Origin of the sequence: Paenibacillus glycanilyticus (assembly GCF_023715145.1) — a bacterium.
In the GTDB taxonomy this organism is placed as follows: Bacteria; Bacillota; Bacilli; order Paenibacillales; family Paenibacillaceae; genus Pristimantibacillus; species Pristimantibacillus glycanilyticus_A.
The window spans coordinates 50168-69601 of the sequence record NZ_JAMBNP010000008.1; the positions used below are offsets into that span (position 1 = coordinate 50168).

Below are 19434 nucleotides of genomic sequence, written 5' to 3' on the forward strand. Positions count from 1 at the left end.
TTTAGTTCTCAACTAACATCTCCCGTTAATGAAATGATCACAATGAATCTAATTGCTCCGAAAGCGTTCTCCAATTATTTTCGACCCAATGAATTTCATGGATAAACCGACCTAGTAATCCTCGAAGTTCACTTTCAGCACGAACCTCCGTACGTAGCCACCAAATTGATTCAAGCAAATAAAGCATGCGCATAGCCCGGGTGAGCACGCCTCCCGGAATTTCTGAATGGCTGCGGTATCCATCCATAAAAGCTCGAGCAGACTCTATCTGGATCTGACCGTCCCGCAATGAACCTGATAAGATGGCACGGGCCACATCAATTTCCGGATAAGCCATCGTCATACGGTCAAAATCAACAATTCCAACCAATCCGTGCTCGTGCAGCAATAGGTTATCTACCCATAAATCCCCATGCAACCATCCGGTCGGACATGGATCGAATATACGAAAATCCAATGTAGTCACAATGGCCTCTGAACGTATAAGCCACTCACATACTATTCGATCTCCCGCCTCTTGCGCCTTGTCCCAATTCTCTTGCCACTCACGCAAATAGGCCTCTCTGTCCGGCCTCCAAGCTGGTTTATTCAAAGGTGGAATGAATCGCAGCCAATTATGCATTCGCCCGGTTGCCATGCCTAATTCATACATTTGAGCTGAATTTAAGTATCCTGCTTGAGCGTTATGACCATCCACCCAATCAAGCACCGTATAAAATAACCCCGATCGAGTTTCCTGAATGAACTGCGCGTTGTATGAATAAACCCCTGGGCATGGTATTCCGGCTATGCTCAACCCTTGCTGTAATTGAAGTGTCTTCTCGATTGCACTTCTTCTTTCAGGATGCGTATGCAGCTTGTAGCGATCCGGATGGTAATACTTCACAAATATCGGTTCATCACCGGTTACCATCTTCCACTTCACATTGAGCCAGCCCTTATGGATAGGCACTATTTCTCTTACGGATAGTCCGAACCGATCCCTAAGATGCGCCGCGATCTCCGCTGCCCAATGCTCATTTAATTCTTTAGTCATGTGCTATCCTTTCAACGATTAAATGGAGATGTATATTCATCTCTTGGCTCTCGTTAGATCAATATCCTCATTAAATTTCGTTGTATATATGTTCTTGTCGTCCGACAATGGTCGTTTTGCGTACTTGTTTGATGTTGTTTATGTAAAATAGGGCACATAGCGGCCATACCCTTCCGTCTCCAATTGTTCTACCGGAATAAAGCGTAAAGAAGCGGAATTGATGCGGTATTGAGGCTGGTTACTATCTTGGACTAAGTGGCCCAAAAACGATTTGGATATTCGACCGCAAAGCGCCGTTCGGACCTTACCGTTACTTAGATCGGGTTCTTTTCGAATCCAGCCCTCTTCGATGGGCTTTGAGAAGGTCGGCCAGCCGGTTCTCGCATCGTACTTGTCTCTGGAGCTGAACAACGGATCGCCGTTTATGACATCGACATAAAGCCCCTCACGTTCGTTATTCCAATATGTGTTCTGAAACGCAGGCTCTGTCTCCCTATTCTGCGTAACGTTATATTGCAGCTCCGTTAACTGCTGTCGCAGTTGATCCTTGTCTTTCTTCGTATTCCAACTTCGTTCGAAGAATTCTTTTCGTCCGCTGCCGTCATGATACAAATTGTAGGATCTTCGGTGCGTATTGTAATAATCCTGATGCACATCCTCTGCAGGAAAGAATTGCATCGCAGGTATGATCTCGGTCAAAATAGGCTTCTTGAATCGTTTGCTCTTCTTCAATGCTTGCTTAGAGGATTCTGCCTTCTTTCGCTGTGCTTCATTATGTACAAATATCGCAGTTCGGTATGATGAGCCACGGTCCCCGAATTGTCCGCCGTGATCAGTGGGATCAATTAGCTGCCAATAAATATCAAGCAGTCGCTCATAAGGAAACAACTCAGGCTGAAATGCAATTTGAACAGCTTCGACATGTCCTGTCGTTTCCGTACCGACTTCTTCGTAAGTCGGATTTATGGTATGCCCACCTGTATAACCGGAAACAACAGAAACAATCCCGGGAAGTTTGTCGAACGGCTGCACCATGCACCAGAAACAGCCTCCTGCAAATGTAGCGATCTCTGTCCTCTGATTTGAGTTATCCATTATTACTTATACACCACCAATATAGATTATCGAAGGATTTGGCCATTCTGTACTAGGAGTCGCTTTGTGGTTCTGACCCCGACATAGCAGTGACTCATTCTCATACCACTATTTCTGCCGTACTTATTAGACACATTGTATGTTCTGTGTGAAATGAGATCAAGTTCTTGCCAACTTGCATTGATGGGTCCGCGCTATTGCAGAAGTGCCCAATGAGAATAGCGGTTTTACATCCTCGCAAGCTTCGCAAACCGCTTGGAATTCATCTAAATCCTTGAAAGCCCCCGTTCGTTTAATCCATTCTCGTAATTTGTCTGAAGTATCTGTGGGTCCGCCACGTCCAGCGAAGAAATATTTCCAACATAAGCCATGAGCTTTTACCGCTGGGCAAAACCATTCGTCTTCCACATAGCTCCCCCATCTTCACTTACATAAGATATTCTTCATAACTACCCATTACTTTACGGCGAAATACCCGAGTCAAATGTCTAAGGAGCTGTGCACTTTAAAGAAGGCCAACCAGAATTCTCTGGTTGGCCTGATACGACTTGTTATCCATTTAAACGTTTATTATTCTCATGAGCGATTGACAGTAAAGTTACATATATCGGTTGAACGTTAAATTTCTTTCCAAATTCAAATTTATAATGTGAGGTTTGGACATTGTTCGTTTTATAGTATGGTGAGCTAATATAATGAATGGTAATTTCACTATCGTCAAAACCAGTTCCCCCAGTTTCCAATGTTACTTCATAAATAGCATTCAAGTTAATGGATGCTACTCTTGTTTTCTTGCCAGTAACACCTTGATGATCAATAAGCATTAACCTGTCATCCGTAAACACAAATGCATCTCGTACTAACTTAAAGCCCATTAATATTTTCTCGTCAGGCATCAGATAAGCCCCATATTGATTTTGCAACTCTTGTACAGAAACTTCAGAGTAATTCCCTAAAAAACCATTGAAAATCCCCATTAAAATACCTCCAGATATTGTAAAATTGTATTGAAAATGATAAGTGACTCATGTTCTATTCTCTTTCTTCTATAAGTACCCTTCCTAACTCCTCTTTTAACGTCTGCCGTTAGCGTAGCTTTTGCTACTGAGTAATTTGTAAGTTATGGCTTCCTCTGTATTTGTTCAACTACTTTTGTTAACCGAATTAGCTCATTTCTAAGCAATTGCGTTTGTTCTTCATTTTCACGAACAAATTTCAAAAACGTATAACCAATAACAGTTAATATGAGACCCATAATAGGAAATGCTACTCTTTTCGCAATTATTGACATAAATACACTATCTGGTGTCTCTGATGATATTGACCTTGGCATGTATTGCCACAACCCGAAGATAATCAACATTATTCCGATTATTATTATGAAATACGATAACCGTTTAGTCATGTTGTAAAACAGTGGTACCACCTCCAAACTTATTGCGATTCAAATATATGGATAGTTGCGGTAACTACCCTTTTAGCGTAAAGAAGCTGCCGATCAGTACCGGCAGCCTTTTCCTAGTCATTTATTTGAACTAACGTCTTCCGTTAGTTGAATCACATCGTCGTTTCGTTTAGGAACAGGTCTAATAGAATTAATTCTTAAAAACAAAAATGTTTATATTGTCATCTATCATTCTTGACGAAACAATAACCTTATAATTAGTATCCTTAAATTCTTTAGGGGGAAGCACGTCCTCAGCAGTTGACTTTGCACTAAGATATTTCATCACTGCGGCCACTACTTCTGAATCCACCTTCTGCAACAGGATCTCTTCGACATCTTTATATTGCTTTTTGTAGTCTGTATCGGTATCCATTTTATTAAATGTTACCTCAATATTCAGTAGCGTATATTCGCTGCCATAAGTATCGTAGAGACCTTTACTTACAAGTAACTTCGAGTCTGGTTCCAAATCAATTATAAATCCATTGTAGATTGATTTCCCATCTTCATTTATAGATATTTGCTCATGGTTTTCATCATGGTTGGCAGTTTCAATATGTATCGTATTATGCAAAGTATCAAAGGTTACCAATGCTCCTAAAGCTTGGCCAACAAACCGAATCGGTACAAACGTTGTACCATCATTCACTATTGAAGAAGTATCCATTTGAAATTGCTGTCCGTTTAAGGTGTATGACTGCTTGCCAATACTCAATTCAATTTGATCCCCACCTAAAGTGACAGTTACTTTCCTTGTTATGCCGTCCCATTGTACTTTGGCCCCCATCGCCTCACTTACAAAACGGAGCGGAACCTGCACCCTGCCGTTTTTATCATAGAAAGGTTTCGCGTCGCAAAAAACGATGGCCGTTTCATTAACGATGATTCTTATGGACGTTTCCTTTGAATCGGAGGCGAAAGTTGTTTCTGAAGGCATATAAAGAAAAGAAAATATAGCAATTAATATCCCTTTAATGATTAAAGATTTCAACAATATCACTTCCCAGTTGATTTATGGTGTACCGGATTAGCGTAAGTTTATGGAGCATGAACAGTGTAATAATTTAATTTCTCAGGTACAACTTTGTTTCCTAGTCTTCAGTCTTCATCTTTATTTTTCAGTCTATCATTTAGTTTCTATGTACAGATGAGAGTAGATTGCCATAGTCACATAGGAAATTCCCCACACTTAATAAGCACCTTATATCAATCTACAGTATTATTCGTTATTAAAATCCATTTCCCTTTAATTGGGACTAAACTACCCGTTAGTTGAATCTCGAAATTCCTGTGCCGGAATGAGCTCATCTAATATTCTCCTGAAATATATCTAATAAAGTTAACTTTCTCGCATATTTAATAAGGCGTACACTCAATAACCCTTTTGATTTTGCTCCAACCAAAAAATATAAAAGATTTCAAATCTTTTGTTTCTACTTTAATACTTGATTCATAAAGATAGTTTATCGATCAGTTCAAATAATTCTGAACTAGTTAAGTCACCTTCTGATTTTTTCTATAGATAAAAAAATAATGACTTATGTATATTTGAATCCCTGTTACTAACTATATAGTCAAGATAACTACACCAATGCTATAGTATGAAAGATTCTTGTTAATTTTCGCCAAACTTCTAAGGGTTAAATAAAATACAATCATTAATACAAGCGCAGAGAATCCATAGATTAAAGCATTCCTCAAATTATACTCACCTATAAAACCCGAATCTGATGAGCTTAAAAGACAAAAGAGTAATAAAGGTACAATAAAATAACCTACTAAAATACTAAAAATAAAATAGCTAACCTTTTGCGATTTACTTTTGTTCAGGGTATTCAGCAGATTTTCACTCCCTTAATTTTTAAATAGTTCAATATATATTTATACCGAATTGATAATACCACATATTGGAACTACCCTGTCCTTTACTTCAACAAAAAACCGGCTGCGGATCTCTGATCTACTGTCGGTCTTTGTTTAAACTAATGTTCTCCTATAGCTTAATGCCTTGACTCATTTTCATAATTATCAATTTGTACAGTCTCCTTAACGTCACAATAAGAAATGTACACAGGTTGTCTTCCTATATCAATCCAAAGTGAATATATTTCAATACCTTGCCGTTTTATATAAGTAAGTTCACCAACTATCTTCGTTCCATTCAAGAAAATGATCCTGTAGTGTTTACCTAGTTCCAAATCCACGAATACCTCTCCTAGCTTACGAAACGAAAGTTCAACTTACGTATCCCGTTAGTGCAGTAACTTTTTTAGCTGAGCGTAGTACTCATCTTGTTTAAATGTCATGCTTTGAAAATCGGCAAACCAATCGACTCTTGTTCCTATGCACTCATAGCCATTGATTAATTCCTCTCTAGTACTTCTGTCTAATCCAATTCTGTTCCACTTGATGAAGCTGCCTTCTTTTACAACCTCTACAACAACCAAAGTACACCATAGATCACAGTCATCTGGACACATTAATATTGGGAGCATTACAATCTGTTCCGGTGATCTATATCGACTTAAGACAAGAGACTTTTCTCTAGGTTCATCTATCCAATCTAAAATAGTTGGGATCAAGCCTTCGTAATCCTCCTCTGAATTAATAGATTGAAGTAAAGAATCAAGAGGGTTCCCGTCAACTACTATACAGTAGTGCTCATTGTCGCAATATTTACTTTTCATTTTTATTACTTCCATTTTGTTTATTTCCAAGCCTGCACCCACTTTTGGCAACTGATCCGCCGATTCACTGCCATTTACTGTTCTGAACTAAAGTTCCCGATAGCTTAAAGCCCAGTGTCATCATAAGCATCTCCGAGCGATTGAAAATCCTCTCTCAGCCAATACCAATGTTCACCATTATTTTGAACCAATCGATTAAGCAATTCAGTGAATGTTCTGGCTATTACAGGACAGTCTCCCACAACTGCATGTGTATCCCAAAAACTATCGTAACATTTTCCTAATCGATTCGGATGCAAATCAATTGAAATGTAATCGCCATTTCCATCATGAGCCACTATGTACCAACTGGATGAAATGTCTTCCTCAACTTGTTCTCCCACAATGACCGGATTAGATAATACGAACTCGAGAGGAGGTACGATATGGCATTCATAATCCTTGTTATCAAAAAGCTTTATACCGCCGCAAAGTTCATAAAAATGTTTTAGATCAGCTGGGAGGCTGTTACCTTCCGTTTCTGGTATACCTTTTGCGGGTTCAACTTTACAGTGGGGTGAGCTAGCTATTTGTCTTAATAAGGCATCTATGTCATTCAGACCTCATCATTCCTCTCTTGTTCTACTCTCGTTTCCCGATTGCTTAATCTCCTAGTTCTTTAACACAAAAACAATTAATCTCTAATAATTTCTTCTGAGTTCTCTTGCTCAAATTGTTTCATTTTATTTACTACCTCAAAACCTGTTCCATACACAATATCATGATGGCTAACGCATAATAACCATTCGTATTTTTTGGAAACTAAATAATACTCCCTTAGATGCATAAGTTGAGGTATAACCTTCTTTATTATGAAATTAGTATCTCCTTCATATAGCCACATTTTATCTTTATAGTCCTCTACAATAAACCATAACCTATCATCACCAACAAAGTACTCTATATATTTTTCCGATGGATCAACAAGTCTAAGTAAATGCTGTGGCTCCTTAAGTCTCAACCAACCCCAATGCAAACTATTTGTATGGCATTGTTTCTTAATGAACCTCTCCTCTATTTTTTGGATAACAGGTTTCCACCAATTCTTGTTTACTTCAGTAAAGTACTCATGATTTTTTTGTGATTTAATTAGTGCTCCTATTTCATCTCGGATAGATAAGTGGTCCATTTTGAAACCATCCCCGTCTGTCACTTTTTCCTGTATTTTACCACAAACTAGGTAACCTTTAAGGGTCAATCATTACGTTAAACTGCCCTTCGTTCAACAAAAAGCAGCCGTACTTCATTGAACTGCACCCCATTTGTTAGACACGACTAACAATGGAGGTGCAGTTCACATGCACGGCTGCTATCATACTGTTCTTAATCATTTTTCTCCGCTAGCATAAAGATCTAAGGATCAATTGCATTGAACGGCAGACCTTCCTTTATTACTGAAGCGAATCTTTTCAACGGAGGAGCTGTAAGCTTTGATTAGATAACCGTACTAATCACCGTAGTGAAAAGCGCTCGTGCGGCTCGTACAGGGCTTGCTTTCCTGCGTCAGCCGTTTCCTCCTTACCAATCGCGCCGCAGCGTGAACAGGTCGCGCAATGCGTCCGTCGACAGCTCCGTAATCCAGCCTTCCGAGCTCGTGATAACGTCGTCGCTCAGCTGCTGCTTGCTCTCGAGCATCTCGTCGATCCGCTCCTCCAGCGTGCCGAGCGAGATGAACTTGTGCACCTGCACGTCGCGCGTCTGGCCCATCCGGTAGGCGCGGTCCGTCGCCTGGTTCTCCACGGCGGGGTTCCACCAGCGGTCGAAATGGAAAACGTGGTTCGCCGCAGTCAGATTAAGCCCGACTCCGCCTGCCTTGATCGACAGGATGAACACGTTCGGCTGCTCATCGGCAGGCAGCTCCCTGGATTGGAATTGCTCGATCATCCGGTCGCGCGCCGTCTTAGAGGAGCCGCCGTGCAGGTACAGGACGGGCTCACCAAGCTCCCGGCCGAGCACGCGTTGCAGCATTTCGCCCATGCCGATGTACTGCGTGAAGATCAGGCAGCGCTCGCCCTCCTCGCGCAGCTCCTTCACGAGGTCGAGCAGCCGTTCCAGCTTCGCGGATCTTCCGATGAGCATCGCCGATTCGGCGGCTTCCTCGCGCTCGTCCTCCGGCACCGGCACGGCTTCCTTCGTGAACAGCACGGGATGGTCGCATAGCTGCTTCAGCCGCGTCAATGCGGAGAGGATCGCGCCTTTGCGCTGAATGCCTTCCAGCTTCTTGACCTCGTCCATCAGCTCCTTGACGGTCTGCTCGTAAAGCGCGCTCTGCTCACCGGTGAGATGGATATACGTCTTCATCTCGTTCTTCTCCGGCAAGTCCAGCATAATGTTCGGATCCTTCTTTTTGCGCCGGAGCATGAACGGCTTCACGAGCCGTTGCAGCTCCTGCGTCCGCTTCTCGTCGCGTTCGCGTTCGATCGCTTGGCCAAACCTCTCGGCGAAGACTCGTGCGGTGCCAAGATAGCCCGGATTAGTAAAATCATAGATCGACCACAGCTCTGCGAGCTTGTTCTCGATCGGCGTGCCCGTAAGAGCGATGCGATGTCGCGCGGGGAAGCTCTTGACCGCCATGGCCTGCTTCGTGCCGGCATTCTTGATGTTCTGCGCCTCGTCGAGGCAAATCGCCGACCACGTATAACTGCCGAGCAGCTCTTGGTCCAGCGTCGACGTCGCGTACGAGGTCAGTACGAGATCGGATTTAGCAGCTTCCTCATAGAACGCGTCGCTGCCGAGCCGCTTGCCGCCATAGTGGAGCAGGATGCGCAGCGACGGCGCGAAGCGGCGAACCTCCTTCTGCCAGTTGCCGAGCACCGAGGTCGGGCAGATCAGCAGGGCTGGACGTCGTTCTCCGTTCGCGGCCGCTTCCTCGGCGACGTGCAGCAAATACGTGATGAACTGAATCGTCTTGCCTAGTCCCATATCGTCGGCCAGAACGGCGCCGAGCCCAAACCGGCGCAAAAACGCAAGCCACGAGAAGCCGTCGCGCTGATAATTCCGCAGCTCCGCATGGAGCGCTTGGGGCACGGGAACTGACGGCCAATCCGTCTGCTGCGTCAGCTGCCCCATGAGCGTCGACAGGTGGGCATTGAGCTCGACGTCCACCTCCAGCTCTCCGTCGTCCTCACCATTCTCCGCTGCGCCGCCTTCCCCATCCTTGCCCGCTGCAGCCGTCGTGAAGAAGCCACGATTACTTCGTAATTGAAGCTGAAGCAAGTCCTGGAAGGACAGACCGCGCCGCGGATCGACGCCAGCCATCGCCTTGCGGATCTGCGCCAGCAGGGCGGGATCAAGCGGTACCCATTGGCCGCGGAACTGCACGAGCCGCTCGCCGCGGGCAACCAGCTCCCGGAACTCTGCTTCGCTGAGGTCCGTGTCTCCTATGGATACGCGCCAGTCGAATTCGATCAGCGCGTCGAGGCCGAAGTAGGACCGTCCCCCGCCCGAGCTTTTCCCTTCATCCTCGCCGGGGCGAACCTTCGCGCGCAGGCGAGGCTTTTTGCGGCTCGCCTCTTCCCACCAGGCGGGCAGCAGCACCTGCCAGCCAGCGGTCAAAAGGCGCTGGCTGGCCGCGGTTAAGAAGCGCCACGCGTCGTCATCCGACAGCGGAGCGTTCAGCACATCCGTGGGACTGCCGGCCAGACGGTCCGCGGGCAGGCTTGCCCGCAGATGCGCAAGCCAGGCCGCGGAGCGCTCGCGAACGTGCGGCGTCCAGCCGGAAGGCCAGGTTCCGGAAGCTTCGCCGTCCGCTGCCAAACGAATTGGCGCGAGCTTCGCCGGATCAAGCTTATCTTGCAGCAGGAGCACGAGGTGCCAGCCGCCGGCTTCGGCGTCCTCCGGCTCCAGCAATTGAAGGAGCGGCCGGAACGGCAGCATGTCAGCCTTCCAGCCGACTGCAACGAGCCAGCCGCGCTCATCTAGGCCCGCGGTCACCGCGGCTCGGTCGCGGGCGAACAGCAGCGGAAAGTCCCGTCGCAGATCCCCGGCGGCTTCTTCCGTGCCGTAATGGCGCTGAAACACAGTCGCGGAGAACGCGGCAGCAAGGCTGGCCTGAAAGGCAGTGTCCGAATCATCCGCGTTATGGACTTCATCATTCCAACCGCCCGGTTCGTCCTTGAGCGCGCGAAGCTCCAAACGGGTCTTCGCGTCGAGTGCCTCTGCTTCCCAGGTCCACCTCAGCTTCCCGGACTTGTTGGCCTCGAAGCTCGGGATGAACCTGCGCTCCGCGACGCAGCGCTCCAGCGCCGGGGCAAGCGCGGCGAGCCGTGCAGCGTCGCCTTCGAGCCGCCAGGTCATGTGCATCGGCAGCAGTCCGGGATCGGCGAAGAACGGCACGACCATCTCCGCAGGCAGCACGATGAGCTCCAGCTCGTCCCGCAGCTTCTCGATCTCGAGCTCCGTGCCGTAATACGACGGCTCGTGCCGCGCGAACAGCCGCTGTTTGACGAGCAGCCCTGGCGCGTAGCCGGAGGCGTCCACGCCGAAGATTAGGGCGTCCCCCTGTTCGGTCAGGCTCGCTTGAATCGTGAGCGTATCGGCGTATGCGTTCATGACAGCAATCCTCCTTTGCGCAGCTCTTCCTGCAGCGCCCGCAGCCGGCTGTTCCTGCTCGCGAACAAGGCGAGGAACTGCTCCCATCGCTCGTCACGCTTCAGCCGCGCGTACAGCTTGGCAAGCCGTTTCAGAAGCTTAGTCGCCGCTTTATAGCCGTCTCGGTTCTTTTGCAGCACGTATCGTTCCACCGCTTGATGATAGAAAGGCAGCAGCAGCTCCGGCGCTTCCTTCTCGACCGGCTTCAGCGCTGTCACGCGAAACGACAGCGGATCCTGGCCCATACACATCTGCAGGTCTATCCAGCGATCCCACCTGCCGTGCGCCGCCAACGCGTCCTCATATATAGTGCGCGAATACGGCAGCATCGCTTGAAGCGTAAGCCACATCGCCGGCTCTGCCTCCGGCATCTGCGTTACGACAGCCGCCCAATAGTCACCGTAAAGAGCTAGTTCTTCGCCGCGTAAGCCGGCGAGCAGCGGGCCGGTCTCCGCGAGCCAATCGCGCAGCCGCGCCCATTGCTTTGACCGCTCTAGGACGCTTAGCAGCGGCGCGAGATGCTCCGGCTTCAGTATCAGCTTGCTCCCGCCACGGGCGAGCAGCGCCAGCGCTTCCGAGTCTCGCGCCAGGTAGAGCAGAAGCAGGCATTGCGCCAGCGTCCACGGCTGTCGCGACAGGGTCGGGCCGAGCTCCGCTTCCGCAGCCTCCAGCTTTCGCAGTTCCTCCTCGTACAGCAAGGCATTTCCTGCCGAGCCAGGACTGAGCCATTGCAGCCACAGCGAAGCATAGAGCGTCGCGAAGCAGCCAAGCGTCTTATCCTCGGTCAGCATGCGCTCTCGGAGGAAATCTGCCGTCTCCATCAGCCGGTCCCAGTACGCCGAACTGTCGCCTGCCAGCGCCAGCTTGTCCTCTAGCAGGCTCAGCGCCTGGCCGCGCAACCCGTCCAGCGCGAGCTGAGTATGGTAACCCATGAACAGGCCCGATTGGCGCCAGTCCGTATGGTCCGGCTTGACTATCCGCTCCATCACGAACAGCAGAGCATGGAGCGTGAACAATTGCTCCAGCGCCCATGGCAGCGCGGGCCGCATCGCCTGCAGGTCGGCGAGCAGCTCGCCTGCCTCCTGCGCCGTGCGGAGGTGCAGGTGAGCCGGTCCTCGGCGCGCCTGGAACCGCTCATGCCATTTGACCACGGGGAGCTCGGTCAACTCCCCCTCCGTTAAGATCGGCCGGTCGGGACGAGGGGCCGTCGGTGCAGCGCTGTAATTCGCGTCTTCGCCAACGTTGCCAGCCGGAAATGGCATTTTCGCGGCTGCTCCTTCGGTGCCGGCGCGGGTACCGCCGCGTCCGTTGTCCGACGCCGTGCCAGGCTTGCTGCCGGGGGACGTGCTCTTCAAGGCACTCCGCGCGTTAGCAAGCGACTGGATTGGCCGGCCGCACAGCTCCGCGTAGCGCATCAGGGCAGCGGCCATGTGCGTGCAGGCGCGGTTTGCGGAGCAGGCGCATTCGCTCGCCGCAAGATCATTCAGATCGACGGCGACGTCGTACATTCGGTTATCCTTGACGCGCGCGTCCACATGCACGCCGTCATCGCGGAGCGCCAGTTCCTCGACCCGTCCCTGTTTATAGTATTGAAACCCCCGTATGATTGTCAGTTCGTCAAAGCGCGCGGCGACACCCTCCAGCAGCAGCCGCCACGCTCCGTCATCCAGCATGTAGTCCAATTCCATAATCCGTTTACTCCCGGTTACATCGTTATGTATTCTTAAACTCTATTATACCAGCTATTCCACCCGCGAACCCGAACTCCTAAAAATTCGGCCGTACGTTCTCCAACGGATCAAACTGGACAAACTAATCGTTGTTTTACTAACAGAGGTTCTTGTCTCTGGCTGACGACTTCCGTTGTGTTGATGCTCTTGTCGTACGACAGCTTTACGCAGCAAGGTATCCGTGACTTACCACTTTCTGATTCACCAATGCTGCATACTCTTGTGATATTCCCCTTCTATTAGACTGTCTAAAACTTTTAGAAAAATGGCGAGTTAGCACTAGAAACACTCAAGGTACAACAATATTCCAAATGATTTGACATTTAATTTATCATAATGCTACTGTGTACTTGAGGTGATCGGAATGGCAGAAACAGCCAAAAGTATGTTTGTTAATTTTCCAGTAAAAGACCTGCAGAAATCCATGGAGTTTTTCACCGCGGTAGGTTTTGAATTCAACCCAAACTTTACTGACGACAAAGCAACCTGTATGGTCATCGGAGAAAATATTAACGCTATGTTGTTGGTTGAAGAATATTTTAAGACCTTCACCAACAAAGAGATTTCCGATGCATCCAAAACGACCGAAGTCTTAATTGCATTGATGGTCGAGAGCCGCGAAAAAGTGGACAAGTTAGTTAACAGCGCAGTTGAAGCAGGTGGCAATATTGCAAAAGATACACAAGATCTCGGCTTCATGTATCAGAGAAGCTTCCTGGACCTAGACGGTCATCAATGGGAAATCGGCTTTATGGATGAAAGTGCGATCCCGCAGGGATAAGGATTTTGAGATTGTTCGTTTCATCATACGCAGGGATGGTGTCTTGTGACGCCATCTCTTTTTCATTAGACTCAGATATTCATTCTTTCAGGACCCGCAAGGATAAACTTCTCGGCTTGGTCAATCAGTGATTCTAATTCATTAACCGTATCCAGGACCAATTCATTTTCGAGAAAAAAGGTTGGTAAATTTCTGTAATATTCGTTTAGATCGGATAAATTCGTAATTAATTGATTTGGCAAGGGATTTTCACTACGTTCAACCAGACGTTTTGACCAAATTGTTTCATCACTACATATACAATGAATGATCTTTAACTCTCCCCCTTTTTCCTTCACCCATTGGTCTAAACCCAGTACATCGTCATTATTATTAAAACCGAAATCAAGAATGATGCTTGCATCGGAGTCAATTACTGTTTGTAACAGTCTAAATAGGAAGTCAAAGCATAATTTGTTTCTTGAACTATGTTCTTGGACAACACAAGCAGATGCATCATAAAGATCGTCCTTATGCAGTACGACCAACTTCAGTCTCCTACTGATCTCATTCGATAATGTTGATTTTCCAGTTGCAGACTTCCCTCTAAATAAAATGATTTTTGACATAGACTTCTCCCATAGTTAAGTGGCCCCGTTGCTCCGAGGTAACCGCGAATGCACTATCGCTTACGGTTAGCACTAATGAATATTTCATTAAATCATGAATCAACCCTGTTGATTTCCTGTGTTTTCAAGCCCCCAAAGGGCAAAATGAACGGCTATGGCCGGGTTACTGAGAGCACGCTATTAGTGAAAACAAACCGATCGAAACGCTCGTAATACCGTGTACCGCACCCAGAAATCACCATTAATTAATCTTCCATATTCTATCACAAGATGGAAAACTGTCTTAAATCAAAAGGCAGCCGTTTTCCGGCTGCCTCTGTATATATCGATCTATCGTTCCCGTCAGCGTATTGATTTTCCAAGCCCTCCAACTATTTGGACAAGGGGTCGTTAACTTGAAGTTGCTCCAGTAGCTTTTGTGTCTCGATGTCCGGCTCTGGATATGAGAGCTCCAACTTCTCCAGGGAACTTAAGATAATCCGGAGCACCAAGTAATCGCGGAACCATCGTTCATTGGCCGGGACGATATGCCACGGAGCATGATTGGTTGCCGTACACCGGAAGGCATCTTCGTATGCCTCAATGTATGAATTCCAGTATTGCCGCTCGCTCAGATCGCTTGGATCGAATTTCCATAGCTTCTCCGGGTTGCTCAGCCGTTCGCGGATTTTCTCGAGCTGAAATTCAGGCGAAATATGCAGGAAAATTTTGATCAGCAAGACGCCATTATTCGTTAGAAGCTTCTCGAAATGACGTATATGCTTCATCCGAATTGATGCTTCCTCGTCCTTTATCAAGCCGTGCACCCGGGTAATTAACACCTCTTCATAATAAGAACGATTAAATGCGGAAATATGGCCTTTGGCAGGGACAACCTTATGCGTTCTCCATAAGAAGTCATGAGCAGACTCTTCAAGTGTCGGTTTCTTAAAGCTCTCCGCTCGAAAGCCCTGGGGATTCAGATTGGAAAGTACCTTCTTGATGACGCCGTCCTTCCCGCTGCAATCCATCCCTTGGAACAACACGAGCACGGCATTCGTCTTCGAGGCAAACAACTTTTCCTGCAGATTGCGAAGCTTCCGTTCCATGTGTTCAAACTCATCTTGAATCTCTTCTTTGCTTACAAAGCCGCCTGTATCGTTCGGATCGAAATGGCTCAACCCGCGTTTGACTGCTTTGGTCAGCCTATAGTTTTTCAACATGGGACACCTCCTCAGACACTCTTAATTCTCGGGAAATATTCGAGACGTTAGCATCAAAACCCTGCAATTCGATTAGTTTTCCGAATAACCTTGAAAATGAATCCTTGTGGATGCATTTTTTATAGATCATTATCCCACAATCTGGTCGTAGGTATTCTGCGGGTTGTTATCATCCTAAAAACAAAAAATCCGCGCAATTCGCGGATTTTAATGAATATTTCTACTTTCCCTCTGATCTTTAGCGTCACGCCGCTGGCAGCAGTTGGTTCATTTCATGTAGCGATATTCCAAAAGATTTTTCAAATTTGAAATTTTCTGCAGCAGCTTCTCCCCGACATTGGTTTCCCTCACCAGCTTCCGCTTCAGCTCCTTGTCCACCAGCCTCTTTACAGACAATACGTCCGTTCCGTTATATAACACTTCTTCTTTTGAATTAAATTTCTGATGGGCAACCAGCTGCATCCCAAAGGAATTATACAACAAGGTATATCCGGCGATCCCCGTTGTGGATTGATAGGCTTTGGAGAAGCCGCCGTCAATGACAACCATTTTCCCGTTTGCCTTAACGGGATTCTCTCCGCGAATCTCTTTAACCGGCGTATGGCCGTTAATGATATGTCCATGATCCGGATTCATATCGAACTCCTGCAGAATTTTTCGGCAGATCTCCTCATTTTCGCGCATTTGGTAATACGGATTTTTTCTCTCCTTATAGATTTCTTTATCTAGGATAAAGTACCGTTCAAAGGTAGTCATTTCTTTCTTACCAAAGAGCGAGGAACATTCCCCGGTCCATATGTACCATACCATATCCGTAGCCAGATCGTCCGTCTCTTCCGGATGCGCAAAGGCGTAACGTAAATATTGCTCCAAAACATCAAGAAGCTTGCGACCCGAATACGTCTTGTCTTCGATCTGCATTTCTTCCATGTTTCCCTCTTCATCCAAGGGAATACAGCCGTGAAACAACAAATTCCCGTTATATTTCAAATAAAGGCTGCCCTTCTTCATAAGAAAATTCATATGTCTGGCAAGCTTTTCGGAATGCTGAACGGAGAACAGCAGCTTTTCCATCACCTGCTGTTCTTCCTCCAGCAATTGTTCGGGCTGCCGCGGATTTACGGTTGCGAAGCAGGTGTTTTCCAGTCGGTACGTTTTTCCTCCGATCTTGATTTCAGATTTGTCGTAATCGATCTGCTCAAGCAATAGCCGTTCAGACATATTAAAGTACGGGCGTCTCTTGATAATCGGGATTTCAAGCTTAAACTGGATCATGGCAATGGCTTGATGAATTTTCGTGATTTGAAGAATTTCCTGCTCCGAACCATTATGGTCACTCTGCAGCTTCGGTCTAAAGGCCGGATTGTCATCGTAGTATTTCTCCGCCAAGGTCAGCAGTGGGCGAAGATTGATGCCGTATACGTCTTCGATGATGTCCAGATTGTCGTATCTGGCGCAGATTCGGATAATATTCGCAAGACAGACGAGAGAACCCGCATAGGCGCCTATCCACAGGACATCATGATTCCCCCACTGAATGTCTACAGAATGGTAGTTGATCAAGGTATCCATAATTTTATCGGGTTCCGGCCCCCGGTCATAGATATCCCCCACCACGTGAAGATGGTCAACCACCAGGCGCTGGGTCGTATAAGCAAGCCCGATAATAAGCTTGTCCGCCTGACCCAAGGAGATAATTTGCCGATATATTTCCTCATAATAAGGGTCCTTATTGTTGGTCGAATCCGTCTTGTACAAAAGCTCCTCTACAATATATACAAACTGCTCCGGCAGAGCATTGCGCAATTTAGAGCGAGTATATTTGGAGGAAGCATAAGATATGAGCTTAAGCATATGTTCAATCGTTTGTCTGTACCATCGGTTCAACTCTTGTTTATTGCACAGTTCTCCTTTAACCAGCTGAATTTTTTCTTCCGGGTAATACACTAATGCCGCAAAATCATTGATTTCATGATCCGTCCAAAGCTCGCGGAACAAGGCTTTGATTTTCTCTTTGACGGTACCCGAACCGTTCCTAAGCACATGCTGAAATGCTTGAAATTCCCCATGCAAATCACTAACAAAGTGCTCGGTTCCCTTGGGAAGATTGTTGATCGCTTCAAGGTTGATGATTTCTGTTACAACCTTTTCTTCCGTGTCGTATTTCAGGGCCAATAAATCTAGAAACTGCGCATCCAAACAGATGTCCTCCTTCAAGGCTATGGTTATGTATACATGTGTTCTCCGGGTTTCCCTTGATTCACTTACTAACAGCTATTATAACTGAAACTTCCCGCGCTATCCGTTAGCTTTAATAAAGCGTACATTTCCAGGGAGGAATACAAAAAAGATGACTCCTCATAGAACAGAGAAGTCATCTTTTTTGTGACATAGCATCAGGCTAATTCAACCCGCGTGTCCCGTCCATTCTTCGCTTAGTTGGAGGCAGCCAGCTGACTACTTGCTAATGATCCAATACTGCTTCGCTTCTTTTCGGAATACCGATTCCTTCGCTACGACCTTCCCGTCATTGCGCACTCCCTGATTAATCAACCCGTCCGGTCCATACTTTGTGTTGTCAGGATTAGGATCATATACTTCGAAGTCTGCTCCGGACTTGCCCACTATCAAGACATAATGTCCGCCGCCCGTAAAGTGTCCGGGACCCATCGTAGCGATCGCCATGACATCCTCTTGCAATGCTGCTTTCACAACATCAAAGCTTCCGGTCTGCTGGCACTTTAACCCATGGAGTTTGCAGAAATCAGCGAAAAAGCCCCACGCCGTACCGTCATTGTAGGTGCGGTATCCGTGCTTCACAGCGTAATCAGCCGCTACAGGGGGAAGCACGGTGTCATCAGTTAAAGCAGAGATGGCCATAGCCGCGGACGTGGGTCCGCAAGCCGACGTTCCTATTGTTTGAGTTTTGTCGTCATGCGTGGAGTACAGGATTCCAGCCCATTTAGGATCTTCCTGACTGAAATATACCAGTGTTTTTTTGCCTGCACCCGATTTAACCGCTGCATCGGAAAACAACGCCTGCCAGGATTGGTCACCGATTTCGCCGGCAGCAAGACCCGTATTGCCCAGATTGTTGTTCGTTTTGAAGGCATTTACAGCATACAAAGTACCGGGTCCAAAACGGCCGTCCGTCGTAAGAGCTTTCCCGGTAGAGTCCGTATATCCCAGCGCATTAAGCCGCTTCTGCATGGCCATAACGTTAGGGTCGACGACGGATGGATTAAGCGACAAGGTTGTTATGAGTTTAGTTGCCATTATTATCTTTTCCCCTCGGTTATTAACTTGTTCCATTGCGGATCACCATAATGTCCATTTCCCGTTTAGAAAATCGTATTTAAATATACTTGTGCTCTTGGAACGTAGCAGCTTGTCCATGGTTATTCCCATTCTCGTCGATGAGATTCCATACGGTCGCATTCACAATATAAAATCTAATGCCGGTGCTGGAAATCCGAATACCGGTGTAATTGTCGACGAAACCTTGCTCATCGACAATTCTCAGAAAGCGGTCACGTTCCCCCCGTTCCATCGGTTCGGCCGTCAATCGCGATGGCGTGTCCGTAAACGTAGCCCAATCCATCTCCCACAGCTTCTGAGCTGTCAGGTTGCCGAAATTTAGTACCGGATCCGGCTCCCGTCCGTGAGACAATACGACGAAAGGCAATTGATACAGCCATTCCAATTCCTTGCCTGGCACTGCTTCTTCTCCTTCTATAAGCTTCTTTCCGGTTAAGCGCTCGTAGCTTTCGATGATTAAGCGGGCATGTTCGTTTGTCGCCCCAATTCCGGTAAGTTTCATTTTCGTTCTCCTATCCAATTGATTCGATGGTAGATACTCGCGTTGATGTAGGATAGTTATTTTCGTAAGGCCGTGTCGGCCATAAAACGATGCAGATCAGAGATAGACCACCAATGCGTGTCCCCTCCGATTGCAACGATCTTCATAAAAGGTACCTCTCCTTTTTTATTCATCAAAAATCTTAGAATTGAAAACGCGCATCACCTCTTATCTATCAGAAGTTATATATATTAACCGTGTAATTAGTGTAAGATTTAATGACATGGACAACAAATCACAAAATAATAAGGTAAATATAAATTTGATTATATAATTTATGGAATTTCGCAAAATTCGCTTGAAATGCAAATATGAAAAGGCAGCCAATTGTCACCGGCCGCCTTCGAATTCTAATTGAAT

Annotated in this window: 17 protein-coding genes; 3 read left to right on the plus strand and 14 right to left on the minus strand. The window is 46.8% G+C overall.

Translation table 11 applies throughout. The annotated features are described in order from the left end of the window. Positions 1 to 37: 37 nt before the first annotated feature. The 9 genes from M3194_RS20930 to M3194_RS20970 form a co-directional block, all read right to left on the minus strand. Positions 38 to 1036, minus strand: coding sequence for a phosphotransferase enzyme family protein (locus M3194_RS20930; protein WP_251656029.1), 999 nt, complete (start codon positions 1034 to 1036; stop codon positions 38 to 40). A gap of 138 nt (positions 1037 to 1174) precedes the next feature. Further along, positions 1175 to 2131, minus strand: coding sequence for a peptide-methionine (S)-S-oxide reductase MsrA (gene msrA, locus M3194_RS20935; protein ID WP_251656030.1), 957 nt, complete (start codon positions 2129 to 2131; stop codon positions 1175 to 1177). 551 nt (positions 2132 to 2682) lie between these two features. After that, positions 2683 to 3108, minus strand: coding sequence for a PH domain-containing protein (locus tag M3194_RS20940; RefSeq protein WP_251656031.1), 426 nt, complete (start codon positions 3106 to 3108; stop codon positions 2683 to 2685). Between the two features lie 618 nt (positions 3109 to 3726). Next, on the minus strand, positions 3727 to 4569 hold the full coding sequence (locus tag M3194_RS20945) for a stalk domain-containing protein (protein ID WP_251656032.1): 843 nt from the start codon (positions 4567 to 4569) through the stop codon (positions 3727 to 3729). Positions 4570 to 5830: 1261 nt separating this feature from the next. Beyond that, positions 5831 to 6307: a hypothetical protein gene (locus M3194_RS20950; RefSeq protein ID WP_251656209.1), complete on the minus strand. Its 477-nt coding sequence runs from the start codon at positions 6305 to 6307 to the stop codon at positions 5831 to 5833. Between the two features lie 62 nt (positions 6308 to 6369). Beyond that, complete coding sequence (locus M3194_RS20955; RefSeq protein ID WP_251656210.1) at positions 6370 to 6864, minus strand: SMI1/KNR4 family protein; 495 nt, start codon at positions 6862 to 6864, stop codon at positions 6370 to 6372. A gap of 74 nt (positions 6865 to 6938) precedes the next feature. Next, positions 6939 to 7433: a DUF6756 family protein gene (locus M3194_RS20960; RefSeq protein WP_251656033.1), complete on the minus strand. Its 495-nt coding sequence runs from the start codon at positions 7431 to 7433 to the stop codon at positions 6939 to 6941. Positions 7434 to 7822: 389 nt separating this feature from the next. Further along, positions 7823 to 10855, minus strand: a complete 3033-nt coding sequence (locus tag M3194_RS20965) for a DEAD/DEAH box helicase (RefSeq protein ID WP_251656034.1) — start codon at positions 10853 to 10855, stop codon at positions 7823 to 7825. Beyond that, positions 10852 to 11826: a hypothetical protein gene (locus M3194_RS20970; RefSeq protein WP_251656035.1), complete on the minus strand. Its 975-nt coding sequence runs from the start codon at positions 11824 to 11826 to the stop codon at positions 10852 to 10854. The genes M3194_RS20965 and M3194_RS20970 overlap by 4 nt, the downstream gene beginning before the upstream one ends. A gap of 310 nt (positions 11827 to 12136) precedes the next feature. On the opposite strand from M3194_RS20970, the gene M3194_RS20975 reads away from it, so the two are divergent. From M3194_RS20975 to M3194_RS20985, 3 genes are all read left to right on the plus strand, one after another. Then, entirely contained in the window at positions 12137 to 12304 is a 168-nt protein-coding gene (locus M3194_RS20975; protein ID WP_251656036.1) for a hypothetical protein, read from the plus strand. 20 nt (positions 12305 to 12324) lie between these two features. After that, the gene (locus M3194_RS20980) at positions 12325 to 12621 is read left to right on the plus strand and encodes a hypothetical protein (RefSeq protein WP_251656037.1); all 297 of its coding nucleotides are present in this window, start codon (positions 12325 to 12327) and stop codon (positions 12619 to 12621) included. 367 nt (positions 12622 to 12988) lie between these two features. After that, positions 12989 to 13405, plus strand: a complete 417-nt coding sequence (locus M3194_RS20985; protein ID WP_251656038.1) for a VOC family protein — start codon at positions 12989 to 12991, stop codon at positions 13403 to 13405. Between the two features lie 71 nt (positions 13406 to 13476). Here the strand turns inward: M3194_RS20985 and M3194_RS20990 are convergent, their stop codons facing one another. The 5 genes from M3194_RS20990 to M3194_RS21010 form a co-directional block, all read right to left on the minus strand. Beyond that, complete coding sequence (locus M3194_RS20990; protein WP_251656039.1) at positions 13477 to 14013, minus strand: P-loop nucleotide/nucleoside kinase family protein; 537 nt, start codon at positions 14011 to 14013, stop codon at positions 13477 to 13479. A 371-nt stretch (positions 14014 to 14384) separates the two neighbouring features. Beyond that, the gene (locus M3194_RS20995) at positions 14385 to 15215 is read right to left on the minus strand and encodes a PPK2 family polyphosphate kinase (RefSeq protein WP_251656040.1); all 831 of its coding nucleotides are present in this window, start codon (positions 15213 to 15215) and stop codon (positions 14385 to 14387) included. A 267-nt stretch (positions 15216 to 15482) separates the two neighbouring features. Further along, positions 15483 to 17414, minus strand: a complete 1932-nt coding sequence (locus M3194_RS21000) for a fructose-1,6-bisphosphatase (protein WP_251656041.1) — start codon at positions 17412 to 17414, stop codon at positions 15483 to 15485. A 258-nt stretch (positions 17415 to 17672) separates the two neighbouring features. Then, positions 17673 to 18491, minus strand: coding sequence for a C39 family peptidase (locus M3194_RS21005; RefSeq protein ID WP_251656042.1), 819 nt, complete (start codon positions 18489 to 18491; stop codon positions 17673 to 17675). A 79-nt stretch (positions 18492 to 18570) separates the two neighbouring features. Then, entirely contained in the window at positions 18571 to 19035 is a 465-nt protein-coding gene (locus tag M3194_RS21010; RefSeq protein ID WP_251656043.1) for an MEKHLA domain-containing protein, read from the minus strand. Positions 19036 to 19434: the final 399 nt, after the last annotated feature.